The sequence below is a fragment of the Microterricola pindariensis genome, assembly GCF_002936985.1.
In the GTDB taxonomy this organism is placed as follows: domain Bacteria; phylum Actinomycetota; class Actinomycetes; order Actinomycetales; family Microbacteriaceae; genus Microterricola; species Microterricola pindariensis.
Window position 1 is genome coordinate 25,804 of record NZ_MPZN01000020.1, and the last position, 24,648, is coordinate 50,451.

General features: G+C 71.7%; 23 protein-coding genes. 10 read left to right on the forward strand and 13 right to left on the reverse strand.

Features of this window, described 5'->3' with window-relative positions:
- Positions 1-2 precede the first annotated feature (2 nt).
- Entirely contained in the window at positions 3-773 is a 771-nt protein-coding gene (locus GY24_RS07895; RefSeq protein WP_104475143.1) for an IclR family transcriptional regulator, read from the reverse strand.
- 213 nt (positions 774-986) lie between these two features.
- On the opposite strand from GY24_RS07895, the gene hutU reads away from it, so the two are divergent.
- Positions 987-2,666, forward strand: a complete 1,680-nt coding sequence (hutU, locus tag GY24_RS07900) for a urocanate hydratase (RefSeq protein ID WP_104475144.1) — start codon at positions 987-989, stop codon at positions 2,664-2,666.
- A gap of 4 nt (positions 2,667-2,670) precedes the next feature.
- The gene (gene hutI, locus GY24_RS07905; protein WP_104475145.1) at positions 2,671-3,873 is read left to right on the forward strand and encodes an imidazolonepropionase; all 1,203 of its coding nucleotides are present in this window, start codon (positions 2,671-2,673) and stop codon (positions 3,871-3,873) included.
- On the opposite strand, the gene GY24_RS07910 is transcribed toward hutI, so the two are convergent.
- Complete coding sequence (locus tag GY24_RS07910; protein WP_104475146.1) at positions 3,870-4,433, reverse strand: SixA phosphatase family protein; 564 nt, start codon at positions 4,431-4,433, stop codon at positions 3,870-3,872. The genes hutI and GY24_RS07910 overlap by 4 nt on opposite strands.
- A gap of 270 nt (positions 4,434-4,703) precedes the next feature.
- On the opposite strand from GY24_RS07910, the gene GY24_RS07915 reads away from it, so the two are divergent.
- Complete coding sequence (locus GY24_RS07915; RefSeq protein WP_104475147.1) at positions 4,704-5,522, forward strand: dienelactone hydrolase family protein; 819 nt, start codon at positions 4,704-4,706, stop codon at positions 5,520-5,522.
- Positions 5,523-5,529: 7 nt separating this feature from the next.
- Here GY24_RS07915 and GY24_RS07920 read toward each other — a convergent pair whose 3' ends face one another.
- From GY24_RS07920 to yczR, 7 genes are all read right to left on the reverse strand, one after another.
- Positions 5,530-6,390, reverse strand: a complete 861-nt coding sequence (locus tag GY24_RS07920) for an arginase family protein (RefSeq protein WP_104475164.1) — start codon at positions 6,388-6,390, stop codon at positions 5,530-5,532.
- A 287-nt stretch (positions 6,391-6,677) separates the two neighbouring features.
- Positions 6,678-7,673, reverse strand: a complete 996-nt coding sequence (locus tag GY24_RS07925; RefSeq protein ID WP_104475165.1) for an NAD-dependent epimerase/dehydratase family protein — start codon at positions 7,671-7,673, stop codon at positions 6,678-6,680.
- 21 nt (positions 7,674-7,694) lie between these two features.
- Positions 7,695-8,183, reverse strand: a complete 489-nt coding sequence (locus tag GY24_RS07930) for an NUDIX hydrolase (protein ID WP_104475148.1) — start codon at positions 8,181-8,183, stop codon at positions 7,695-7,697.
- A 9-nt stretch (positions 8,184-8,192) separates the two neighbouring features.
- On the reverse strand, positions 8,193-9,146 hold the full coding sequence (locus tag GY24_RS07935) for an L-lactate dehydrogenase (RefSeq protein ID WP_104475149.1): 954 nt from the start codon (positions 9,144-9,146) through the stop codon (positions 8,193-8,195).
- Between the two features lie 39 nt (positions 9,147-9,185).
- Complete coding sequence (locus tag GY24_RS07940) at positions 9,186-9,866, reverse strand: class I SAM-dependent methyltransferase (RefSeq protein ID WP_104475150.1); 681 nt, start codon at positions 9,864-9,866, stop codon at positions 9,186-9,188.
- A gap of 77 nt (positions 9,867-9,943) precedes the next feature.
- Positions 9,944-13,225 (reverse strand): efflux RND transporter permease subunit, encoded by a 3,282-nt coding sequence (locus tag GY24_RS07945; RefSeq protein ID WP_104475151.1) that lies wholly within the window; start codon positions 13,223-13,225, stop codon positions 9,944-9,946.
- A 75-nt stretch (positions 13,226-13,300) separates the two neighbouring features.
- Positions 13,301-14,773, reverse strand: a complete 1,473-nt coding sequence (yczR, locus tag GY24_RS07950; RefSeq protein WP_104475152.1) for a MocR-like transcription factor YczR — start codon at positions 14,771-14,773, stop codon at positions 13,301-13,303.
- 61 nt (positions 14,774-14,834) lie between these two features.
- On the opposite strand from yczR, the gene yczE reads away from it, so the two are divergent.
- A complete protein-coding gene (gene yczE, locus GY24_RS07955; RefSeq protein WP_202972928.1) occupies positions 14,835-15,497 on the forward strand; it encodes a membrane protein YczE in 663 nt (220 codons plus the stop codon).
- A 54-nt stretch (positions 15,498-15,551) separates the two neighbouring features.
- Positions 15,552-15,680 (forward strand): hypothetical protein, encoded by a 129-nt coding sequence (locus GY24_RS18165; RefSeq protein ID WP_267892608.1) that lies wholly within the window; start codon positions 15,552-15,554, stop codon positions 15,678-15,680.
- Here the strand turns inward: GY24_RS18165 and GY24_RS07960 are convergent.
- The 3 genes from GY24_RS07960 to GY24_RS07970 all read right to left on the reverse strand — a co-directional run bounded on the left by GY24_RS07960 (position 15,677) and on the right by GY24_RS07970 (position 18,354).
- Positions 15,677-16,243, reverse strand: a complete 567-nt coding sequence (locus tag GY24_RS07960; protein ID WP_233279263.1) for a GNAT family N-acetyltransferase — start codon at positions 16,241-16,243, stop codon at positions 15,677-15,679. The genes GY24_RS18165 and GY24_RS07960 overlap by 4 nt on opposite strands.
- A 430-nt stretch (positions 16,244-16,673) precedes the next feature.
- Positions 16,674-17,420 carry a DUF4097 family beta strand repeat-containing protein gene (locus GY24_RS07965; RefSeq protein WP_161498708.1) on the reverse strand — a complete coding sequence of 249 codons (747 nt, stop codon included), beginning with the start codon at positions 17,418-17,420 and terminating at the stop codon, positions 16,674-16,676.
- 175 nt (positions 17,421-17,595) lie between these two features.
- Positions 17,596-18,354, reverse strand: coding sequence for a MerR family transcriptional regulator (locus GY24_RS07970; RefSeq protein WP_104475155.1), 759 nt, complete (start codon positions 18,352-18,354; stop codon positions 17,596-17,598).
- Between the two features lie 211 nt (positions 18,355-18,565).
- Here GY24_RS07970 and GY24_RS07975 point away from each other — a divergent pair, with 211 nt between their 5' ends.
- Together GY24_RS07975 and GY24_RS07980 are read left to right on the forward strand one after the other, a co-directional pair.
- A complete protein-coding gene (locus GY24_RS07975; protein ID WP_104475156.1) occupies positions 18,566-19,432 on the forward strand; it encodes a DUF4097 family beta strand repeat-containing protein in 867 nt (288 codons plus the stop codon).
- Positions 19,429-20,064, forward strand: coding sequence for a PadR family transcriptional regulator (locus GY24_RS07980; protein WP_083362837.1), 636 nt, complete (start codon positions 19,429-19,431; stop codon positions 20,062-20,064). Before GY24_RS07975 ends, GY24_RS07980 begins: the two co-directional genes overlap by 4 nt.
- Positions 20,065-20,286: 222 nt before the next feature.
- Here GY24_RS07980 and GY24_RS07985 read toward each other — a convergent pair whose 3' ends face one another.
- A complete protein-coding gene (locus GY24_RS07985; RefSeq protein ID WP_083362836.1) occupies positions 20,287-20,517 on the reverse strand; it encodes a hypothetical protein in 231 nt (76 codons plus the stop codon).
- A gap of 81 nt (positions 20,518-20,598) precedes the next feature.
- Here GY24_RS07985 and GY24_RS07990 point away from each other — a divergent pair, with 81 nt between their 5' ends.
- The 3 genes from GY24_RS07990 (at position 20,599) to GY24_RS08000 (ending at position 24,574) form a co-directional block, all read left to right on the forward strand.
- Entirely contained in the window at positions 20,599-21,069 is a 471-nt protein-coding gene (locus tag GY24_RS07990) for a MarR family winged helix-turn-helix transcriptional regulator (protein ID WP_233279264.1), read from the forward strand.
- An 81-nt stretch (positions 21,070-21,150) separates the two neighbouring features.
- On the forward strand, positions 21,151-22,407 hold the full coding sequence (locus tag GY24_RS07995) for a glycoside hydrolase family 1 protein (RefSeq protein WP_104475167.1): 1,257 nt from the start codon (positions 21,151-21,153) through the stop codon (positions 22,405-22,407).
- Between the two features lie 88 nt (positions 22,408-22,495).
- Positions 22,496-24,574 (forward strand): APC family permease, encoded by a 2,079-nt coding sequence (locus tag GY24_RS08000; RefSeq protein WP_233279265.1) that lies wholly within the window; start codon positions 22,496-22,498, stop codon positions 24,572-24,574.
- The last annotated feature ends 74 nt before the right edge of the window (positions 24,575-24,648 follow it).

Sequence of the window (24,648 nt, forward strand, 5' to 3'; positions counted from 1 at the left end):
GGTCAGCGGGCGGAGCCGCGGATGCGGCGGGCCAGCTCGTCCGCGACCTCGCCGATCTGCGCGGCGAGCTCCGGCCAGCGCCCCGGCGCGACGGCATCCTCTGGAAAGGTGAGCGCGATCCCGGCTGCCGGCCAGCCGACGTGGTCACGCACGGCGACGGCGATCGAGGCGAAGTCCGGGGTGACGGCGCTGTCCTCGATGGCGTACCCGCGCTCGCGCACGGCGTGCAGCAGCTGCTTGAGCTCGCCGTAGCTGTGCGGCGGCTGCCCGTTGCGGTCGACGAATGCCGCGGCATCCGGGTACAGGGCGCGCAGCTGCGCCGGCGGCAGGGTGGCGAGCATGGCCCGCCCGCTGGCGGTGAGGTGGGCGGGCAGGCGGATGCCGACGTCGGTGACGAGTCGGGGGCGGCGCGGCGCGCGCTCCTCGGCGATGTAGAGCACGTCGCGGCCGTGCAGCACCACGAGGTGCCCGCTCTCGCCCACCCGGTCTACGAGACCGGCCAGCAGCGGCTGGCCGATGCGGGTGAGTGGTTCCTGGCGGGAGAAGCCGCCACTCAGCTCGAACGCGGCCGGCCCGAGACCGTAGCGCTTGGCCTCCGGCAGGTGCAGCACGAAGCCGTGCTGGGTGAGCACGGCCAGCAGGTGGTAGATGCTCGAGCGCGGGATGTCGAGGGCGGCGGCGATCGTCGCCGCGGCAACGGGGCCGCGCTGCGTCGAGAGGAACGAGAGGATCCGCAGCGTGTGATCGGCGGCGGGCACCTTGCTCGAGACCATCGGGCTCCTTCCGCGGGCCGGGGCCCGCGCGTCTGCGTCGCAACACGTCTGTGATTACAGACACAGGCTAGCCGGTGCGCGTTGTACGCGGCATCCGTTCGGTGTCGAATCAGTGGTGAGGGGTTTCGACAGGCTCAACCAGCGGGAGAGCACGGCCCAGGCAACGGGACGGCCCGACTCAACCACGGCCGCCCCACCACGAAGGAGTGCACCATGTCAGGACCCCGTACCGTCCGCGCCGCCCGCGGCACGACCCTCAGCGCCAAGAGCTGGCAGACCGAGGGGCCGCTGCGGATGCTGATGAACAACCTCGACCCCGAGGTCGCCGAGCACCCGGACGAGCTCGTCGTCTACGGCGGCACCGGCAAGGCGGCGCGCAGCTGGGAGGCCTACGACGCCATCGTGCGCACGCTCGAGACCCTCGACTCCGACGAGACGCTGCTGGTGCAGTCCGGCAAGCCGGTCGGGGTGTTCCGCACGCACGAGTGGGCCCCGCGGGTGCTCATCGCCAACTCCAACCTCGTCGGAGACTGGGCGACGTGGCCGGAGTTCCGCCGTCTCGAGGCGCTCGGCCTGACCATGTACGGACAGATGACGGCCGGCAGCTGGATCTACATCGGCACCCAGGGCATCCTGCAGGGCACCTACGAGACGTTCGCGGCGATCGCGGCCAAGCTCGCGGCGGCCCGCGGCGACGACCCGCACGCCAGCAGCCTCGCCGGCACGCTCACTTTGACCGGCGGCTGCGGCGGGATGGGCGGCGCACAGCCGCTCGCCGTCACCATGAACGAGGGCGTCGTGCTGATCGTGGACGTCGACGCCACCCGGCTGCAGCGCCGCGTCGCCAAGGGCTATCTCGACGAGATGACCGCCGACATCGACGATGCCATCGCCCGGGTGCTCGCCGCCAAGTCCGAGCGCCGCGCGCTGAGCGTCGGCCTCGTCGGCAATGCGGCGACCGTGTTCGCCGAGCTGCTGGCGCGCAAGGTGCCGATCGACATCGTCACCGACCAGACCAGCGCGCACGACCCGCTCGCCTACCTGCCGGAGGGCGTCTCCGTCGACGACTGGCGGGAGCTGGCGGCATCCGCCCCCGAGGGGTTCACCACCCGCGCCCGGGCGTCGATGGCCAAGCAGGTGCAGGCGATGGTCGAGTTCCAGGATGCCGGCGCCGAGGTCTTCGACTACGGCAACTCGATCCGCGCGGAGGCCGAGCTCGGCGGCTACGAGCGCGCCTTCGCCTTCCCCGGATTCGTGCCGGCCTACATCCGCCCGCTGTTCGCCGAGGGCAAGGGACCGTTCCGCTGGGCGGCGCTCTCCGGCGACCCGGCCGACATCGCCGCGACCGACCGGGCGATCCTCGAGCTGTTCCCGGCGGACGAGCACCTGAAGCGCTGGATCACCGCCGCCGGAGAGAAGGTGCAGTTCGAGGGCCTGCCCGCCCGCATCTGCTGGCTCGGCTACAAGGAGCGGCACCTGGCCGGGCTCAAGTTCAACGAGATGGTCGCCTCGGGCGAGCTGAGCGCACCGCTCGTGATCGGCCGCGACCACCTCGACTCCGGTTCCGTCGCCTCGCCGTATCGCGAGACCGAGGCCATGGCCGACGGCTCGGACGCCATCGCAGACTGGCCCCTGCTGAACGCGCTGCTGAACACGGCGTCCGGGGCCACCTGGGTGTCGATCCACCACGGCGGCGGCGTCGGCATCGGCCGCTCCATCCACGCCGGCCAGGTGATCGTCGCCGACGGCACAGACCTCGCCGCGGAGAAGATCGCCCGCGTGCTGGTGAACGACCCGGGCACCGGGGTGATGCGCCACGTCGACGCCGGCTACCCGCGCGCCGTCGAGGTGGCCGCGGAGCGGGGCCTCCGCGTGCCCATGCTGGAAGGCTAGGGCCATGACGACGACACTGCTCAGCGACATCGGCCTGCTGGTCACGAACGATCAGAGCCTCGGCACCGGCCCGACCGGCGAGCTGACGGATGCCGCCCTGCTCGTGACCGACGGCCGAGTGGCCTGGGTCGGGGCGGCCGTCGACGCGGCCGCCGCCATCGCCGAGCTCGGCCTCGGCCCGCTGTCGTCTGTCGCACGGCTGAGCGCGGGCGGCGCCTGCGTGATCCCGGGGTTCGTCGACAGCCACAGCCACCTCGTGTTCGGCGGGGACCGGGCCGCCGAGTTCGAGGCTCGGATGGCCGGCCGGAGGTATGAGGCCGGCGGCATCCGCTCGACGGTCGCCGCGACCCGGGCAGCCACCGACGACGAGCTGCGCGCCCGCCTGGCCGGCTTCCTCGCCGAGCTGCGGGCGCAGGGCACGACTACCGTGGAGATCAAGAGCGGCTACGGCCTCTCGGTCGAGAGCGAGGAGCGGCTCGTCCGGTTGGCCGCCGAGGCCACCGACGAGGTCACCTTCCTCGGCGCGCACGTCGTGCCGGCCGAGTACGCCGGCCGCTCCGACGAGTACGTGGATCTGGTCGTCGGCCCGATGCTGGCCGCCTGCGCGCCGAACGCGAAGTGGGTGGACGTGTTCTGCGAGACGGGCGCGTTCACGGTGGAGCAGAGCCGCCGCGTCCTTTCGGCTGGCATCGCCGCCGGGCTGCTGCCGCGGGTGCACGCCAGCCAGCTGGGGCCGGGCGACGGGGTGCGTCTCGCGATCGAGCTGGGGGCGGCATCCGTCGACCACTGCACCTACCTGAGCGACGAGGACGTCGCCGCACTGGCCGGCTCGAGCACGGTCGCGACCCTGCTGCCCGGCGTCGAATTCTCGACCAGGCAGCCGTACCCGAGCGGCCGCCGGCTGCTCGACGCCGGCGTGACGGTCGCCATCGCCTGCGACACCAACCCCGGCTCGAGTTTCACCTCCTCGATGCCGTTCTGCATCGCGGTCGCCGTGCGCGACATGGGCCTGACCCCGGCCGAGGCACTGTGGGCGGCGACGGCCGGCGGGGCCGCGGCCCTGCGGCGCACGGATGTCGGCCGGCTCAGCGTCGGCGCGCGGGCCGACGTGGTGCAGCTGCGCGCGCCGAGCTACGTGCACCTCGCCTACCGGCCCGGCGTCCCGCTGGTCGAGCGGGTGTGGAAGGACGGCGTGCTCGTCGCCTAATCGGCGCGGGAGCCGGGCCGCGGTGCCTGCTCGGCACCCGCCCCGGCGTGTGCCGCTGCGCCCGCCACGGCCTTCTCTCCCGCCTTCGGTGAGTCGAAGTGCTTGGAGCTGAGGCCGGCCGGCTCAATGCCCGTCCAGCTGTCCCGGTCGAACTGCAGCTCGAGCACGGCGCAGGTGACCATCGGCGGTGACAGCGGCGAGAAGCGGTGGGCCAGATCGCTCATCTCCGGATCGTGGCCGACCACCATCAGGCTGTCGATCGCGTCATCCTGCTCGCGGATGACCTCGAGCATGCCGGAGGCGCTCGTCGCGTAGAGCCGGTGGTCGATGACGACGGCGTCCTCGGCGCCGAGCTCGAGGGCGATCAGCTCGGCGGTTGTGCGGGCGCGGACGGCGGGGCTGGCCAGGATGGTCTCGGGGACGACGCCCCGGGCGAGCAGTCGGCGGCCCATCTCCGGCGCGTCGTGGCGGCCCCGTTTGTTCAACGGGCGGGCCTCATCGACGAGGCTGGGTTCGTCCCAGCTCGATTTGGCGTGTCGAACAAGTATGAGCGTCTTCATGATGGCCCCGCTTCCACCGCCGAGACTACACAGCCAGTCGCGCCCCGTCACCCCACAATCGGCGCGCTCCGCTGTGAATTGGTGCTGCGAAAAAACAGGAGGAGAGCGGAGCGGGGCCGCATATCCGCGCCGCTCCCGTCTGCTCCTGTTTTTTCTGCCGACACCGCGCCACTCGTCGCTCGACAGGCCGGGACGGGCCAGACTGTGTCGGAGCGGCGCAGCCGGCCGCTGCCGCCCTGCCCCGCACGTCCCGTCCCGCCGAGGAGCCCGATGACGTCACAGCATGCACCGACCGCCACGCTCGACGGCTGGGTGAAACGCCCGTTCTCGGGCGCCGGCCTCAGCCACGACTGCTTCGAGAAGGGCGTCGGCCCTGGCGTCGTGCTGATCCCCGAGATTCCCGGCATCACCCCCGAGGTGCTGGGCCTGGCCGAGCACCTCGTCGGCGAGGGTTTCACGGTCGTCGTGCCGTCGCCGTTCGGCGAGCCGGGCCGGGCCGCGACGACGGGCACCGTGCTTCCGATCGCGGCGCGGCTGTGCGTCTCTGCCGAGTTCCGCGCCTTCGCGGTGAACGCCCAGCGCCCGATCACGGGCTACCTGCGCGCGGTGGCGGCCGAGCTCGCGGCCCGGACCCCGGGCAGCGGGGTCGGCGTGATCGGCATGTGCTTCAGCGGGGGCTTCGCGCTGGCCGCCGCCGTCGACGACACCGTGCTGGCCGCGGTCGCCAGCCAGCCGTCTGTGCCATTCCCCATCGGAGCTCGGCGGCGCGCCGACCCGGGGATGAGCGCGGCCGAGTTCGACCGGGTGGCCGAGCGCGCGGCATCCGGCGAGCTCTGCGCCCTGGGCCTGCGCTTCAGCAACGACGCCGTCTCGCGGGGCGCCCGATTCCGCACGCTGAAGCAGCGCCTTGGCGACGCCTTCGAGGTGATCACCCTCGACTCCTCGCCGGGCAACCCCACGGGGTTCCCGAGCAGCGCGCACTCGGTGCTCACCACCGAGCTGCGCGAGACGCCGGGCCACCCGGCGCTGCTCGCCCGAGAGCGAGTCGTCGCGTTCCTGCGCGAGCGGCTCACGCCCACGGGCGGCTGAGACCGCCTCAGCGCAAGGCGAGCCCGGCTGCGACCTCGAGCACGCAGAGCGCGGCCAGGCGCACGGTGCGGCCGTCCGCGGCATCCGCCGTCGCGTCGACCTCGGCGATGTCGACGGAACGCACCCGGGCGTCGGCGCCGGCCGCGCGGGCCGCCTGGCGCAGCTCGTAGGCCGAGATGCCGCCGGGCACGGAGGCCGGGCAGCCCGGCGCCACGGAGCGGTCGCAGACGTCCACGTCCAGGTCGACGTGCACGGGGCCGCCGGCCGCGCCGGCGATGTCGAGCGCCTCGGCCATGACGTCGGCCATCGGGCGGCGGTGCAACTCGTCGCGGTGCACGACGGTGATGCCGTAGTCGCGGGCCCGCTCGGCGTAGCGGCGCGAGTTCGCGAAGTCGGCGATGCCGATCTGCACGATCCGGGTGCCGGCCAGGCCCGCCTCCACCAGCCGCCGCACGGGCGAGCCGTTGTTCACGCCGTCGCGCAGGTCGTAGTGGGCGTCCAGCGTGATGAGCCCGGCGCTCGGCAGCTGCTCACCCCAGACGCCGAGCGCAGCGGAGACAGTCACGGAGTTGTCGCCGCCGAGGGCGACCACCATGTCGGCCAGCCCGGCGGCCCGGGCGAGCGCGGCCAGCGCGCGCTTCTCCCCCGCCGGGCCGTCCGGCTCGTGCACGTTGCCCAGGTCGACGATCGTGAGGTCGGCGATGCTGCGGGGCTCCCCGCGCACGCCCCGGTCGGCGATGAGCGCGTCGGAGTAGCGCGGCAGCACGGCGCGGATCGCGTCGGGCGTCTCCCCCGCGTTCGTGGTGGACAGCGAGGTGCGCCAGGCCGGCAGCCCGACGATCGCCAGGTCGATGTGCGCGCCGGGCATGAGCGCCTCCGGCGCCGGCCAGCCGCCGAGGCGCGGCCAGAGCGGGTCGTGCGGCAGAACGGGCTGGTGGTCGGGGTGCGGTGTCAACGTCGTCACAGCCTCGACGCTAGCAATTCGGATGCCGGCGCGACAGGCATCCGCGCGGCGCGCTGTCTGTGCGGCCAGACGGCGGGCCGGCCCGGCGCGCGGGCGGAGGGATACGGGAATCGACTACGCGAAAAGTGCGCCAAGGCCCGCATCGTGGCGCACTTTTCGCGTAGTCGATACGGCGCGGGAAGCGTGGGACCTCAGCGTTCGGCGGCGAGCAGGCGCAGCAGCTCGGTTTCGCGCGCGGCACTCAGCCCGGCCCGGCGCGGGCGGCCGAGCCCCTGCTCGCGCTCCCAGCGCAGCACGTCGGCCAGCATCTCGGCGCGGGGGCGGTGGCGGAGCCCGGCGGCGACGGCCGCTTGGCCGGAGCGGGCGGAGAAGCCGACGAAGTCGGGGTCGGCCAGCCAGAGCGCCAGCGATTCCTCGCCCATGAACTGCTCGACGCCCTGCGCGCGGAGCCACGCGGATGACGCCGCGACCGTGCCGGCGCGGTGCCCGCCGGCCCGACGGCTGAGGTCGACCCACTCCCCCAGCGGCACGACCGGGCCCACAGCGTTGACGGTCCCGGCGCTCCCGCGCTCCGCCGCGTCGAGGAGGAAGGCGGCGAGGTCGCGCACGTCGACGACCTGGGTCGGCAGTGAGGACTCTGCGGCGACGAGCATCGGCTCGTCGGGCGCCCGTGCGGCACGGGCCGCCCAGGCGCCGCTGCGCCCGGTCTCGTCGCCGGGCCCGCCGATCACCCCCGGCCGCACGATGTGCAGGCGGTCCTCCAGCGCGGCGCGGGAGGCGAGTTCCGCCGCCGCTTTGGCCTCGCCGTACTCGGCCCGCGTGGCGCAATCCCCGTGGAGCGCTGCCAGCGGCTCGGCCGACTCGTCCGCGTCGGGCTCGGCGGACGAGGAGTAGACGCTGGTCGAGGAGATGAGCGTCCAGTGGGTGGCCTGCCCGCCCAGCGCGGCGAGGGCTGAGCGTACGAACCCGGGCTGCCAGGAGAGCTCGACCACGGCGTCCCACGGCCGGGCCGCAACGGCTCCGTATGCGCCGGGGAGCGCGCGATCGGCCACGATCAGCTCCGCGCCATCGGGCACCGCGCCGGATTCGCCGCGGGCCAGGCACGCCACCGCGTGCCCGCGCGCCAGGGCCTGCCCGGCGATCTCGCGGCCGAGCCAGGCGGTGCCGCCCAGGATCAGGATGCGCATCGGGTCCACCTGTCGGCCGGGTCAGCTGCGGTTGAATCGGGTGGGGCCGTCGGGCTGCAGTGCCTCGGCGATGCGCTGCCGCATGTTCGCCGACATCTCCGGCAGCGCGTCGAGCGCGAACCAGGCCGCCTCGGTGTTCTCGCCGTCGGCGGGGTGCGGCTCGCCGCTCACCCAGCGGCAGCGGAACACCAGGTCCAGGTAGGCCGCCCGGTCGCCGTTCGTGTAGGCGCGCTCGGGCAGCGCCTGCACCCAGGCGAGCCGCTCCACCGCGGCGACGACGCCCGCCTCTTCGAGCACCTCGCGCGCCGCGGCATCCGCCGGCTCCTCCGCGGGGTCGATGATGCCGGTCACCGGCGTCCAGGCGCCGTTGTCGGCGCGGCGCACCAGCAGCACCTGCTGGCTGCCGGATGCGGCTTCGCCGCGGAGCACGACGGCGGTCGCCCCGCTCAACCAGAGTGGCGCGGTGCCGATCTTCTCGCGGAGGGTGAGCACGAAGTCGGGGGTGGCCATTCCAGCAGCCTAGGAGAAGAGCGCGATGGACGCGCGCAGGGCCTCCGCCGAGTTCTGCAGCAGCTGCTCCTCGCGGGCGTCGAGCGGCATGTCGAGCACACGGTGCACGCCGCCCGCCCCGACGATGGACGGCAGGCTGAGGGCGACGCCGTCGATGCCCCGGAAGCCGTGCAGCACGCTGGAGACGGGGAGGATTCGGCGCTCGTCCTTGAGCACGGCCTCCACGATGCGGGCGCCGGAGAGGCCGATCGCGTAGTTCGTCGCCCCCTTGCCCTCGATGATCTTGTACGCGGCGTTGACGACGTCGTGGGTGAGCATCTCGAGCCGCTCGCGCGGGAACAGCAGGGCGCCAGCGGCATCCGTCCATTCGCTCAGCGGGGTCTGTCCGATGGTCGCCGTGGACCACAGCGGGAACTCGGTGTCACCGTGCTCGCCGACGATCAGCGCGTGCACGCTCTGCGGGGCGACGCCCGCCGACTCGGCCACGAGCCAGCGCAGCCGGGCGGAGTCGAGCACGGTGCCCGAGCTGAAGATGCGCCCCGGCGGCAGGTCCGTGATGCGCTCGGCGACGGCGGTCAGCACGTCGCACGGGTTGGTCACCAGCACGAACACCGCGTTCGGCGAGAGCTCGGCCAGCCGCGGCATCATCTGCTCGAGGATCCCCACGTTGACGCCGGCCAGCTCCAGCCGGGTCTGCCCCGGCCGCTGCTTGGCGCCGGCGGTGATGACGACGACATCCGACTCGGCGGTCACCTCGATGTCGCTTCCCCCTGTGATACGGGAGGCGCCCGTGAACGGCGTGCCGTGCGCGAGGTCGAGCACCTCGGCTTCGACGCGAGCGGTGGCGATGTCGTAGAGCACGACCTCGCGGGCCGAGCCGCGGATGAGGGCCGCGTAGGCCAGCGAGGAGCCGACACTGCCGGCTCCGACAACGGTGAGCTTGGTGCTGCGTGCGAGCGTCATGCTCCCAGTATTGCCTCGCAGCGGATGCCGCGCGAGTGTTTAGGCGCGGCGGGCGCGCACCACGACATCGCGCAGCGAGACCGCCCGGCCGCCCGGGCTCGTCAGCGTGCGGTCGTGCTCCTCGGCCGTTTCGATGATCCAGCCGGCGGATGCCAGGCGCTGACGGATGTCGGCGAGGGTGACCGTCGCCTCGGCTGGCGGGTTCTCGCCGTGGCCGCCGTGCTCGTGGGCGGCGGGCTCAGTGCCGTGGCCGTGCCCGTGGCCCGCGGCGTCGTCGTGCAGGTGCCCAATGATCAACAGCGTGCCGCCGGGCGCGACCCAGCGGGCGATGTGCTCGTAGAAGTCGAGCTGCGGGATGTTCGGGTGGGCGTAGCTGCTGGTGACCAGCTCGAACGTCCGCTCGGGCTCCCACGCGGTGAGGTCGGCCAGGACCCAGTCCAACGCGTCGGTGAAGCCCGCGGCATCCGCCCGCGCCGTCGCCCGGGCGAGCGCCGTGTCCGAGATATCGGCGCCGGTGACCTGCCAGCCGTTGGCGGCCAGCCAGACCGCCTCGGCGCCGGTGCCGCACCCGGCGTCCAGCGCCGTGCCGGGGGTCAGACCGGCAATCTCCGTGGCGAGGTAGGGATGCGGCGGCGTCTCGCCGGTGCCGGTCGACTCGCTGGCGTGGCTCTCGTCCTGGTGCTTCTGCTCCCAGTACGCCTTGTCGAAGTCGTGCGTCATCCCTCCAGTATCGCTGCCGGCGCCTGCCCGGTCACCCGCTGCCGCGGGCGGGTGCCCGGGGAGCGGCGCGGCGCGGGCTAGGCGGCGGGGACCGGCTCCGGCTCGGCGGCGGGGCCTCCGGCCGCGGCATCCGCCTCGGCCTTGCGCAGCTTGCGCCTCTCGCGCCCGCCCTCGACGAGCGAGTAGAGCACGGGCAGCACCACGAGCGTCAGCAGGGTCGACGAGACGAGGCCGCCGATGACGACGATCGCGAGCGGCTGCGAGATGAAGCCGCCGTGGCCGGTGATGCCGAGCGCCATCGGCAGCAGCGCGAAGATCGTGGCCAGCGCGGTCATCAGGATCGGGCGCAGACGCCGGGAGGCGCCGTGCTCGAGGGCGTCGCGCACACGCATGCCCCGGTCGCGGTACTGGTTCACGAGGTCGACGAGCACGATGGCGTTGGTCACGACGATGCCGATCAGCATGAGCACGCCGATCAGCGAGGCGACACCGAGCGGCACACCGGAGATCACCTGCAGCGCGATCGCGCCGGTCGCCGCGAACGGCACGGACACGAGCAGCAGCAGCGGCTGCAGCAGCGAGCGGAACGTCGCCACCATGACGATGTAGACGATCAGGATCGCCACGAGCAGCGCCAGGCCGAGCTGCGAGAAGGCGTCGGCCTGGTCGGCCGTGACTCCGCCGATCGACGCCGTCGTGCCGGCCGGGATGTCGGCCGCGTCGACAGCCTGGGAGACCTCGGCGCTGGCGGTGCCGAGGTCGTCGCTGTTCGGGGTGGCGGTGACGGTCGCGCTGCGCAGTCCCCGCACGGTGGTGATGGATGCCGGCCCCTCGGCCTGGGCGACGCTCGCCAGCGAGTCCAGGCGCACCGGCCCGGTCACCGTCGGGATCTCGAGCGCGGCCAGCGCCTCGATCGTGCTCGGTGGGTTCGCCGAGGCGATGTAGATGGTGAGCGTGTTCTCGTCGATCACGATCGAGCCGGCCTGGCGCGGCTGCATCGCCTGGGACACCACGCTGCCGAGCGCAACCTCGCTGTAGCCGGCCGCGGCCGCCTCGTCGCGGTTGACCTGCACCGCGATGTAGGTGCGCGACTCGGAGAGGTTGGTGCTGGTCTGCGAGACGGCGTCCAGCTTGCTGAGCGCGGACTCGATGGTGTCCGTCGCCTGCTGGAGGTCGGCCGCGTTGGAGGCGGTGATGTCGACCTCGATGTCGCTGGAGGCGCCGAAGCCGCTGGAGGCGGCGATGGTCACGTCGCCGACATTCGTCAGCTTGTCGAGCTCGGTGCGCACCTCGGCCTGGATCGCCGCGTTGTCTGCGCCGTCGGCGGTGGTGATCGAGTAGGTGATGGTGGAGCTGCCGCCGCCGAAGACGGCCCGCAGCCCGGTGCCGCCGCCGATCGAGGTCTGCACGATCTCGACGCCGTCGGTGTCGCGCAGAACCTGCTCGACCTCGGTCGAGGCGGAGTCGAGCGCGGCCAGGCTGGTGCCGACGGGCAGCTCCTGGCTGACCTGGAAGGTGTTCTGGCCGGAGTCGCCGAGGAAGTTCGTCTTCATCAGCGGCAGCATCGCGATGGTGCCACCGAGGATGAGCACGGCCACCAGCAGGGTGGCGACGCCGTGGTTCAGGGTCCAGCGAATGATGGGCAGGTAGCCCTTCTGCAGGCGGGAGGGGTGCTCCAGCTCGTCGATGCCGGTCTCCTCGGCAAGCGCCTCGGTCGAGGTGCCCGCGTGCTTGTGCGCCTCGGAGGGCTTGAGCAGCCAGTAGGCGAGCACCGGCACGATGGTGAGGGAGACGAGCAGGGAGGCGAGCAGCGCGATCGTCACGGTGAGCGAGAACGGCCGGAACAGCTCGCCGGTGACGCCCTCGACGAGCGCGATCGGCACGAACACGGCCACCGTGGTGATGGTCGACGCGGTGATGGCGCCGGCCACCTCCTTGACGGCCCTGACGATGGTCGTGGCCTTGTCCGGCCCGGCGACGAGGTGCCGCTTGATGTTCTCGATGACAACGATGGAGTCGTCGACGACGCGCCCGATCGCGATGGTGAGCGCGCCGAGGGTGAGGATGTTGAGGGTGTAGTCGGCGGCCTGCAGCCCGATGAAGGTGATCATCACCGAGGTCGGGATGGAGATCGCGGTGACCAAGGTGGCCCGCACCGAGAGCAGGAACAGCAGGATGACGAGCACGGCGAAGACGAGGCCGAGCGCGCCCTCGACGGCGAGCGACTCGATCGACTGCTCGATGAACGGCGCCTGGTCGAAGACGACCGTGAAGGTGGCTCCGGGGTTCGTGGTGTCCAGCGAGCTCTGCAGCGACGGCAGCAGGTCGCGCACGGCGTTGGACACGTCGACGGTGTTGGCCGCGGGGAGCTTGGTGATCGCGATGGTCAGCGCCGGCTGGCCGTCGACGCGGGAGATGCTCGTGGCCGGGTTGTCCTCGAGGGCGACGGACGCCACGTCGGCGATCGTCGTGGGCAGCGGGGTGCGCGCGGCCTGGGCGGCGGCCTGAGCCTGCGTCTGGGTCTGGGCCTGCGCCTGCGCCTGCGCTCCTGCGTCGCCGCCGAGCGCGCCGCTGCCGGCATCCGGGAACGCATCGGCGTCGACCGGGGCGGCCTGGGTCGCGCCCAGCACGGGCAGCGCGGCGAGCTCGTCGAGGGTCGTGATGCGCGTGCCGGTCTGCACGGAGAAGGTCTTGTCGTCCTCGGTGATGGTGCCGCCGGGCAGCAGCACGCCGTTCTGCGAGAGGGCGTCGGTGATGGCGGTGACCGAGATGCCGCGGGCGGTGAGCTCGGCCGGGTTCGGCGTGATGGTGACCCGCTGGCCGACCTTGCCGACGATGCTCGCCTCGCGCACGCCGTCGATGTCCTGCAGCTCGCCCAGGGTGGTGCGGGAGATCTCGTCGGAGAGGGCGCTGACGTCATCCGAGCCGGTGACGGCCACCTGGATGACGGGGAAGTCGTCGAGGCTGAGCGCGAGCACCTGCGGCTCGGCGCCGGAGGGCAGCTGGCTGGAGATGCGGTTGATCGCGCTGAGCAACTTCTGCTCGGCGAAGGCCATGTCGGTGCCGTAGGTGAAGGAGGCGCTGACGATGGAGACGCCCGTCTCGCTGGTGGTCGACGTGGACTCCAGGCCGGTGACCCCCTGAATCGCGGTCTCGATCGGCGTGGACACGTCGGTGTTCACCACGTCGGGCGATGCGCCGGGGTACGTCGTCATGATCGCCAGCTGCGGGAAGGCGATCGACGGCGCGAGCTCCTGCTTGAGGCTGGTGAGGGCGAGACCGCCGAAGATCATCACGACCACCGTGGTCAGTGCGATCAGCGCGCGGTTCTTCATGGAGAGCGCAGCGAGAAGGTGCATTGCGCCATTCTTGCAGGGCGCGGCAGGCGCGGCGTCATCCGCTGGATGGTGTTGTTCGGCCGGGGCTTTCGCGCGTTAGACGACGTCGGCGAGGTAGCCGGCATCCGGCACCGGATGCCGCAGCAGCGAGCCCCAGGCGAGGCCGAGCGCGTCGACGGCCCGCGTCGTCTCCTCCGCCGAGTAGCTGATCGGCAGCCGGAGGAAGCGCTCGAACGCACCGTCGATGCCGAAGCGCGGCCCGGCGGCGATGAGCAGCCCGTGGTTGCGGGCGGCGAGGGCGAGCTGCGAGCTGACCGGGGAGCCGAGGTTGACCCAGGTGGCCAGGCCGCCGTGCACGTGCGGCACGGTCCACTGCGGGAACCGCTCGGCGAGCAGCTGCTCGAGGTGGTCGCGTCCCGCGCGGAGCTGGGCGCTGCGCAACGCGAGGATGCGCGGCATGTCCGGCAGCAGCTCGGTCGCGATGAGCTGCTCCAGGATCGGGGTGCCCAGGTCGCCCGGCGCGCGCAGCCCGATGAGCTTGCGGATCAGCGGCTTCTCGGCGCGGATCCAGCCGATGCGGATGCCGCCCCACACCGTCTTGCCGAGCGAGCCGACGAGCACGGCGTCGCCGTAGGCGGCCATCGGCAGCGCGGCGTCCGGCCGGTCGATGTCGAGTTCGGCCGTGGTCTCATCGGCCACGATGACGGTGCCCTGCTTGGCGGCGGCGGCCAGGATCCGCTCCCGCTGGACGGCGTCGAGGGAGCGCCCGGTCGGGTTGTGGAAGTCGGGCATGAGGTAGCCCATGGCGGGGTTGGACTGCCGGATCGCCTGCTCGAAGCCGGCGGTCTCGACGCCGCGCTCGCCGGCATCCGGTCTCGGAGAATGCGGCGTGGCGCTCACCGGCACCAGCCGCGCGCCGGCCGCCCGCAGCGCCTCGTAGGCGTGCGGGTAGGTCGGCTGCTCGATCAGGGCGCGGTCGCCGCGGCCGATGAGCGCCCGGGAGAGCAGGGCGATGGCGTGCTGGGCGCCGATCGTGACCATGATCTGCTCTGGCCGGGTGGGCAGCCCGCGTGCGGAGTAGCGCTCGGCGATGGCGGCGCGCAGCTCGGGGATGCCGACGGGGTCGTAGCCTGCGTCGCCGAGGTGGCGCGGCAGCTCGTCGACGGCGCGGCGGCTCGCGTCGGTGAGCCAGGGCAGCGCAGGCATGGCCGCCTTGCTGAGGTCGAGGTAGCCGCCGTCGCCGGGAACGGAGAGCATGCCGGGGCTGCCGTTCAGGCAGGTGATGCTGCCGGAGCCACGCACGCTCTGCAGGAACCCGAGCTCGCGCAGCTGCCGGTAGGCGGCGGTGACGGTGGTGCGGCTGAGCTCGAGGTGCTCGGCGAGCTCGCGCTCGGCGGGCAGCCGGGTCTCGACGGGGATGCGGCCGTCGATGACGAGCAGGCGGATGCGGTCGGCGAGCGCGCCGTAGGCGGGGCCGGCATCCCGCCACTCGCCGAGCAGCGGGGCCAGGGCTCGGGCGCTGAGGGTGCGCGCGCCGCTGCTGAGCACGGTGGACAAGGCGGTAACCATGAGGCCACTTTAGGCGAATTGGCTATTGGAGGGAAGGCCACTTATGCAATTGGATTGCAAGGTGGCTTCTTCGACTCAACCCCTGACCCCCGTGACCGGCCGGCTTCCGCTGCGCTTCGCCCAGCTGCTCGTCGGTCTGTTCCTCTACGGGATCGGGATCGCGCTCATCGTGCGCGGCGAGATCGGCGCCGCCCCCTGGGACGTGCTGACGCAGGGCATCGCGAAGCACACCGGCCTGAGCTTCGGCCTCATCACGGTGCTGACCAGCGCCGTCGTGCTGTTGGTCTGGATCCCGTTGCGGCAGAAGCCCGGCATCGGCACGGTGCTGAACGCCCTCCTCGTCGGCCCCGCAGCCGACATCGGCCTGGCGCTGATCCCGACCGGGCTCGACCTCTGGGTGCGCATCCTGCTGTTCGTGGCCGGGCTGCTCGTGCTGGCGGTCGCGACCGGGCTGTACATCGGCGCGCACTTCGGCCCCGGCCCGCGTGACGGGCTGATGACCGGGCTGAACGCCCGCACCGGCTGGGCGATCTGGAAGGTGCGCACCGGCATCGAGCTGACGGTCGTCACGCTCGGCTGGATCCTCGGCGGCAACGTCGGGCTCGGCACGGCCGCGTTCGCCGTGCTCGTCGGCCCGCTCTGCCAGTGGGCCATCCCGTTCTTCGCCATCAAGCCGCGGGCCACGGATGCCGCGGCGCCCGCGCTCGACCCGGCAGCGGGTTAGCGGAATCCGGGGCTCTGCCCCCGGAATCCAACGCACAGAAAGGAACCACTCGTCATGATTCTCCTCATGATCGCACTCGCACTCCTCGCCGCCTGGGCCGTCATCGCGGCGGTGGTGACCGCCGCTCGCGACGGCTACCGCGCAGTGCCCGACCGGCACCCGGAGCTTCGCGTAGCCCGCTAGCGCCGCGTGGCCGTGAGCAGCGAGTACATGTACATGTCTCGCGGCGTCCCATCCACGATCTGCCACGAGCGCATCAGGCCCTCGCGCACGAAGCCGGCGCGCTCAGCGGTGCGCCAGGATGCCTCGTTCCACGGTTCGACGTAGAGCTCGAGGCGGTTCAGCTGGGGCAGCGTGCACGCCCAGTCACGGAGCACCGCGAGGGCGGCGGCGGCATGGCCGCGTCCGCGCGCTGAGGGACGGAGCCAGTAGCCGATGCTGGCGCGCCCGTGGCGCTCGTCGCGCAGCCAGAGGCCGATCTGCCCGATGGCCACGTCGTCGGCATCCGCGATGGCGAAGGAGTAGCCCGCACGTTGGCGCAGCCGATCATGCTGCCGTCGTATGAAGGCCAGCGCCTGCTCCTCGTCGGCGCCTGCGGGCACCGTGGTCATCAGCGGGATCAGTGGATCGCGGCCGGCGTCTCGGATGGCATCGACGTCGTCGCTCTGAAACGCCCGCAGGCTGAGAGCTGCGCCTTCGAGGCGCGGCAGGATGAGCGGCACGTCGGGCTGGTCGGGGCGGCTCACAGGACCATAGTGGCACGGCACCGGCCACGTGCCCGGTGCCCGCGGGGTTCTGCGGGAACGGCAGACAAAAGACTCAGGACCAGCCGCCCGGTACGTCGTCTGCGAGGCCAGTGGCGCCGTGGTCCCGAGTTTTCGTGGGGCCGACCGCAGCTCCCCGCTGCGTTGGCTTCGGCCGCAGGCTCCCGCACGCAGACGGGAAGGGCGCCCCTCCCCGCTGGTCGAGTAGGCCCGCTAGGGCCGTATCGAGACCCGGTATCCAACCCGAAACCGTGCCACGCCCGAGGTCTCGATACGCTCGTTCCTCGCTACTCGACCAGCGGAGGGTGCAGCATCCAGCCCGAAACCGTGCCACGCACGAGGTCTCGATACGCTCGTTCCTCGCTACTCGACCAACGGAGTCTCGACAGGCTCGACCCGCGGGGAGACGCGGCTAGTTGCCGGCGTCCAGCGGCTGGACCGTGATGGAGCCGTTCGAGGTGCCGAGCTCAAGCAGGAACGCGCCGTTCGGATCGGTGGGGATGTTGATGTTCCTGGAGCCGAGCGACGTCTCGGCCTCGACCTGGAACGAGCCGCTCGGCACGTGCACCGTGATGGAGCCGTTGGAGGTGTTCGCGCGCACGTTCTGCGCCTTCTCGAGTTCCAGCTCGATCGAGCCGTTCGAGGTCTTGACCCGGATGCCCGAGCCGTTCAGCTCGCTGCCCTCGATCCGCCCGTTGCTGGTGGAGGCCTCCACCTTGCCTGCCACCTCCTCGAGCGAGATGCGGCCGTTGCTGGTCGCCACGTCGACGTCGTTCACGCCCTCCAACTCGATGGCCCCGTTCTCCGTGACCCCACTCACGTCGACGCCGATGGGCAGCTCGACCGTGTAGTCGATGCTGCAGCGGTTGCCGCACCCGCTCAGCAGCAGCTCGCCGCCGCCGACCTCGTACGTCGCGCCGAACTCTCGCTTGTTGCCCCAGTAGTTGATCTCGCGCTCGATGCGGATGTCGGTGGCTCCCGCCACGCCGTGCACCGAGATGCTGCCGCTGCTCGCCTCGAAGTGGATCGTGCTGACCGAGTCGGTGAGCGTCGCGGTGTCCGTCGTCTTGTGGGCCGGCAGCAGGGAGCATCCGCTCAGGACCAGCGCCGCAATGGCGATGCCGGCCGCGGCCGTGACTGCTCGAACTGTGGTGCGCATGATCGTTCTCCTCTGTGGCGGCGTCCCATGCGGGCGCCGCGGTCCGTCGTGTGCAACGTTACGCGGGCGGCGCGGAACCGTCACGGGGGCAATCCCCCGGAGCCGACGGGGTGGTGGCCTCGGTCGCACGCTCCCTCGAGCCAGCGGGTGGGCGCGACCGGGCTCAACCGGGCGGCTAGAGCTGGCGGTCGGCGAAGACGGTGAGGGCGGCCCGCACGAACTCGGCGCCGGCGGTGCCGCCGTAGTTCGCGGCGAAGCGCTCATCGGCCACATACAGCTCGGCCAGCCCGAGCAGGTAGTCGCGGGGCGGGCCGCTCGTGCCGCCGCCCGGCGTGCCCGGGATCCCCCGCAGCCACTCGAAGTGCCGGAGGGCGAGCGCCTGCGCCTCGTCGCTGCCCGGGTCGACGCCGCGCGCCGCGGCATCCGCCCATTCGGCGGCGAGTTGCTTCTGCCGCGCCTGCCAGTCGCCCTTCTCTGCCTCGCTCATCGAGCTCCACCAGACGTCGCCTGTCGCGTACGCCGCCTTGCCCCAGCGCTCTTCGACCTCGTCTTTGTACTGCGAGTTGTCGAAGCCGTCGAACATGTTCTCAGCCATGAGCTGCTTCCCTTCTTCCAGAGTGTGAATCGTTTGCCGCACCGACGCGATCTGCCGCGCCAGCCGGTGTTGCTCCTGCTGCAGCCAGTCCAGGTGGCCGCGCAGCGCCTGCCCCTCGTCGCGCTCGTTGGCGAGCACCTCGGCGATGGCGGGCAGGCCGAGGCCGAGCTCGCGCAGCAGCAGGATGCGCTGCAGTCGCACCAGCGCGGCCTGGTCGTAGTGGCGGTATCCGTTGGCACCGACGCGGCTCGGCGCCAGCAGCCCGGTCACGTCGTAGTGCCGCAGCGTGCGGCTCGTCGTGCCGGCCAGCTTGGCGATCTCCTGGATCGACCAGTCCATGTGCGCCCCTTCCGTGTCGGGTTCCCCGGGCGGATGCCGGTGCGGCCTCCGCATGACTCGAGCCTAGAAGTTGACGTTGCGTCAATGTCAAGAACTCCCGGCAACTTTCACTTGACGCCCGCGGAAACGCGATATATCGTGAATTTCAGAGACACGCGATATATCGCGTCTGCACCGGTTCGGCATCCGCCGCCCACACAAGGAGAACGCAATGGCAATCGAGAAGTGGCTCATTCAGCCCGGCGACAGCAAGGTCATCGACCTCGAACTCGTGCGCAAACTCAAGGTCGGCATGATCGGCGGAAAGATCGACGTGCTCGCCCACGACGAGCCCGGCGCCCGCGTCGAGGTCAACTCGGTGACCGGCAAGGAGCTCAGGGTGGAGATCGACGGCGACCGCCTCGAGATCGACCACCCCCAGCTGCGCTGGGACAACTTCCTGGACGTGTTCAAGGGGTTCACCGGCAGCGCCAAGGCCGAGGTGAGCGTGCTCGTTCCGCGCGATGTCGCCATCAAGCTCGGTGTCGTGTCGGCATCCGCGCTCGTCTCCGGCTTCGTCTCCGACGCCAAGCTCAGCACCGTGACCGGCGACGTCGTCGTCGACCACCTGATCGGCGACCTCGACGTCAACACGGTCAACGGCGAGATCTCCGTCGGTCACCACACCGGGCGCATCGACGTCCACACCGTCTCCGGCGATGTCGTCGCCAGCGGCGCGATCACCCGATTCAGCGCCGACGGCGTCTCCGGCAACATGATCCTCGACGTCGTCGGCACCCCGGCGGAGGTCAACACCAACACCGTCTCGGGTGACCTCACCGTGCGCATGGACGCCGGCCGCGGCGAGCGTTACCGGGTGAACACGGTCGCCGGCACCGTCTTCCTCGACGACACCAACTTCAAGGGCACCCTCGGCAAGGGCTTCGAGCGCGTCATCGGCGAGCTCTCCGGCAGCTGGCTCGACCTGCAGGCGAACTCGGTCTCCGGCAACATCTCGATCGTGCGCCGGCACGGGGCCTCCACCCCCGGCTCCGACTCCGGCTTCACGGTCACCCACGACGGCGAGGCCTCGGCATGACCCCGCCGGTGTTCGCCCACGGCAGCCTGCGACTGTACCTGCTCGCCCTCCTCGCCGAGCAGCCGCGGCACGGCTACGAGCTGATCCAGGCCCTGAGCGACCGCTTCGGCGGCAGCTACATCCCGAGCGCCGGCACGATCTACCCGCGCCTGGCCAAGCTCGAGGAGGAGGGGCTGGTCAGCAAGGAGACCGACGGGCGCAAGACGACCTACTCGATCACGGATGCCGGCCGGGCCGAGCTGGAGGCCCGCCGCGGCGAGCTCGACTCGATCGAGGAGGCGATGACCGACTCGGTGCGGCGCATCGCCGACGAAGTGCGGGCCGGCGTCAACGACGCGATGCGGAGCCTCCGCGCCGACCTGGCGAGCGCCGCGCGGAGCGCCAAGCAGGCCGGCAAGACGGAGTCGGCGAAGGCCGCGGCCTCAGCGGGCGCGAACGCGCAGGCGATGCAGGAGTCGGCCAGGGCCATGCACGACGCCGAGCTGACGCTGAACCAGTTCCGGCAGGAGATGCGCACAGAGCTGCGCACGCAGGCGGCGCGGGCCAACGTGCCGATCGAGGCGGCGACCGTGCTGCGCGAGCGGCTGGACGCCGTGCGCGCGGAGGTGCTCGGCCTGCTGCGCGCGCCGTAGCGGCAGCGGACACCGCAGCGGCAGCGGGCGCCGCAGCGGTAGCGGTCTCCGCAGCGGTCGCGGTCGCCGCAGCGGTCGCGGTCGCCGCAGCCACCGACCGCGACTCACGGCACGCGCTCTGCGCCACTTCGTCGGGCTCCGCGCCACATCATGTGGCGTACGGCCGACGAAGTGGCGCAGAGCGCTCGGGGTGCGCGTGCGGAGTGCGCGTGCGCGGTGCGGCTACTCGGGGCGCGGGCAGTACAGCTGGGTGCGCTCGCCAGAGCGGTCGATCTCGTGCTCGTCCATCGGGATGCCGCAGAGCGGGCAGAGCCGCGGCGCCGGCACGGCCGGCGGGGTCTCGTTGTACGGCCCGAGCGGGGGCGGGCCGATGTAGGGCACGAGCTTCCGGTTGAGTCGATCGAAGAGCCCTGCGAGCTTTCCGCCCGCGCCGTCATTTTTGCTTCGTGCCATAATGGTTAGTGTACTAACTGATTCCCGGGTCCCCAAACCGTGGGGACCGGCACACAGGAGATGCGAAGGCAGGCGACACGAGTGAGCAGCACACCGGCGAAGACTCAGGATGAGACGGCCCCCGTCGACCTGCTCGCACTCGAGAGTCAGGTCTGCTTCGGCCTGGCCGTGGCCGCGCGCGGCGTGATCGGCGCCTACCGCCCCATCCTCGAGCCGCTCGGCCTCACCCACCCGCAGTACCTCGTGATGCTCGCCCTCTGGCAGGCCAGCCCGCGCACCGTGCGCGACCTCGGCGAGGCGCTGCAGCTGGAGCCGGCGACTCTCTCCCCCCTGCTCAAGCGGCTGGAGGGCATCGGCTACGTCACCCGCGCCCGCAACCCACACGACGAGCGCGCCCTCGACGTGTCGTTGACGGATGCCGGCCTGGCCCTGCGCGAGCAGGCGCTGCAGATTCCGCCGCAGATCATCGCCCGCCTCGGCATGAGCCTGGACGAGCTCGCCGAACTGCGCACGACGCTCTCCCGCGTGATCGCCGCCGTCGGCGCGGAGTAGCGCACAGAGCCACGCGCGGCTCGGGCACTCAATCCGAGTCAGGCGGTGTACGAATCGCCGGAACAGGCGAACAATGAGGGCATGAGCAATCTCCGGGCTCCCCAGGGCGATGCCGGCGCGGCTCGCCACTTCCCCGCCGACTTCCTGTTCGGCGCGGCGACCGCCGCCGGGCAGAGCGACGGCGCGGCCGACGACGTTGCGCTGATGAGCGAGATCGGCCTGCAGGCCTACCGCTTCTCCACCTCGTGGGCGCGCGTCTGCCCCAGCGGCGGGCCGCCGGAGCCCCGGCACATAGACGCCTACTCGCGGCTGGTCGACGAGCTGCTGAACGCCGGCATCACGCCCTGGCTGACCCTCTACCGCGGCGAGCTGCCCCAGCCGCTCGCGGAGCGGGGCGGCTGGGCACACCGCGACACCGCCCACCGCTTCGCCGACTACGCGTCCGGCCTGCACGCGGCGCTCGGCGACCGGGTGCCCGTCTGGCTGACGCTGGGCGAACCGTGGGGGCCCGGCGGGCTCGACCTCGCCGAGGGCCCGGCCGGGCCACACCACCGGCTGCTCGCCCACGGCCTGGCCGCCGAGGCGCTGCGCGAGCAGGATTCCGAGATCCGGCTGGGCGTGACGCTGAACCTGACCGCGGCACTGCCGGCCGATCCGCGCAGTGCAGGCGACCTCGACGCCGCCCGCCGTGTCGACGCCCAGTTCAACCGGGCCAGCCTCGACCCGATCTTCCGCGCCAGCTACCCGGAGGACTTCCTCGCGGATGCCGCCGGCATCCGTCTGCAGCAGCATGTGCAGCCCGGCGACCTCGAGCAGATCGCGCAGCCGATCGACCTGCTCGGCGTCAACTACTACCTCGGCGCGACCGCGAGCGAGCCGGCGGGCGCGCCGCCCACCCCCGGCGACCCGACCCGGATGCCGTCGCCCCCGCTGCCGTGGCCGCCGCTCACCGCGATCGACTGGGCGGTGCGGCCCGACGGACTGCGGGAGACCCTCGTCCAGGTCGAGGCCGAGTACACCGGTCCCGCCCGCGTCGAGCTGTTCGTCACCGAGAACGGCGCCGTCACCGACGACACCGTCGAGCCCGACGGCGTCGTGGACGATGCCGAGCGCACCGCGTTCCTGCGCGCGCACCTCGGCGCCGTGCTGGATGCCGCAGCCGCCGGCGTCGACGTGCGGGGCTACTTCTATTGCTCGCTGCTCGACACGGCCGAGGCGGTGCAGAGCGCCGAGGGCTGCTCTGGGCTCGTGCACCTGGACGAGTCCGGCCGGCGCACACTCAAGCGGAGCGGCTCGGAGTACCGCCACATCATCGCGGCCCGCACACTCGCCTCGTAGGCCATTCCGCGTGCCCTCGCGCCAGCGCCCGTGAGGATTCCGTGAGGACCGCTTGCCTTTCCCGCGCGCAGGCGTAGGCTGACCAGCCGTGACGAAAGACGTACCCTCAATACCTGCGGAGCCGCGTTCCGCAAAACACTGGATCATCGGGGATCCTCTCCCCAGCGAGAAGCTCGAAGGACAGCTGCTGCCCAAGCACCTCGCCCTGCCGATCTTCGCCAGCGACCCGCTCTCCTCCGTGGCCTACGCGCCGCAGGAGCTGCTGATGATCCTGATGATCGGCGGCCTCGCCTTCCTCAGCTTCGCCCCCTGGGTGGCCCTCGCCGTCGTCGTGCTGCTCGTCACCGTCGTCGCCAGCTACCGCCAGCTGATCAAGGCGTACCCGTCCGGCGGCGGCGACTACGAGGTGGCCAGCCGCAACCTCGGCGAGAAGTCCGGCCTCGTCGTGGCATCCGCCCTGCTCGTCGACTACGTCATGACCGTCGTGGTCTCGGTCGCATCCGGCGTCGACAACATCATCTCGGCCATTCCAGAGCTCAACCCGTTCCGCGTCGAGCTGGCGGTCGTGTTCGTCATCATCCTCGCCGCGGTCAACCTGCGCGGTGTCAGCGAGTCGAGCAAGGCGTTCGCCATCCCCACCTACCTCTTCATCAGCAGCGTCGCGTTGATGATCGTCGTCGGACTCGCCCGCACCCTGATGGGCGATGCCCCGGTCGCCGAGTCGGCCGGCTATGCCGTGCAGGCCGAGCAGCTGACTCAGGCCGCCGTCATCCTGCTGCTGCTGCGCTCCTTCGCCAGCGGATGCAGCGCGCTCACCGGCGTGGAGGCCATCTCGAACGGCGTGCCGGCGTTCCGGGCGCCCAAGATCAAGAACGCCCAGCGCACGCTCGTGCTGATGGGCGGCATCGCGATCGCGCTGTTCGCCGGTCTCACCACCCTCGCCCTGATCACCCAGGTGCATTACGCCGAGAGCGCCTGCAATCTGATCGGCTTCGTCGACTGCGAGACCCAGCCACAGCGCAGCCTGATGGCGCAGGTGGCCGCCGCGACCTTCGGCAACAACACGATCTTGTTCTTCATCATCCAGGCCGCCACCGCCCTCGTGCTGCTGCTCGCCGCCAACACGGCCTTCAACGGCTTCCCGCTGCTCGGCTCGGTGCTCGCCAAGGACGGCTACGCGCCGAAGTCGCTGAGCACCCGCGGCGACCGCCTGATCTACTCGAACGGCGTGCTGCTGCTGGCGCTGGCGGCGATCGTCATCCTCGCCGTGTTCCAGGCGAACCTCACCGTGCTCATCCAGCTCTACATCATCGGCGTCTTCGTCTCGTTCACCCTCGGCCAGACCGGCATGGTGGTGCACTGGCTGCGCGCACTGAAACAACCGAAACCGGACCGCGGCGCCATCTGGCGCGGCCTCACCATCAATGCGCTCGGCGCCGTGATGACCGCGGTGGTGCTGCTGGTCGTGACCATCACCAAGTTCACCCACGGCGCCTGGCTCGTCTTCCTGATGATGCCGGTGCTGTTCCTGCTGATGCTCGGCGTGAACCGCTACTACCGCGACGTGGCGCGGGAGATCGAGGTGGACCCGACCACGATGTTCGGCTCGCAGGGCGACCACGCCATCGTGCTCGTCGGCAACATGCAGAAGCCGGTGCTCAAGGCCCTCGACTATGCGATCGCCGCTCGGCACGAGTCGCTGGAGGCGGTGCACGTCTCGATCGACGACGAGCAGACCAGGCAGTTGAAGAAGGACTGGGTGCGCATGAACATCCAGGTGCCGCTGCGGGTGATCAGCTCGCCGTACCGCGACATCAGCCACCCGTTGATCCAGTACGTGAAGTCGCGGCGGGAGGAGCACGGCTCCGAGGTGACCACGATCTACATGCCGCAGTACATCGTCGGGCACTGGTGGGAGGGGCTGCTGCACAACCACAAGGCGCGCCGGGTGCGGCAGAAGCTGATGCTGGTGCACGGCGTGACGATTGCGCTGGTGCCGTGGCTGCTGGACTCCAGCGAGCTGATTTACGGACGCCGCTCGCGCCCGGTTCCCGGCCAGGACCGGCGCGGCGAGCCGGTGCGCCCCGTGCGCCCGGTGCAGCGCAAGCCGATCGCCCCGGCGTCCGGCACCTCGACGCGCAACCGGCCGCCCCGCAACAAGCGGTAAGCGAGCGGCCCGGCCGGCGGCGGTGCCCCACCCGCCGGTCGGGTAGGCCCGCCAGCGGCGGTGCCCCACCCGCT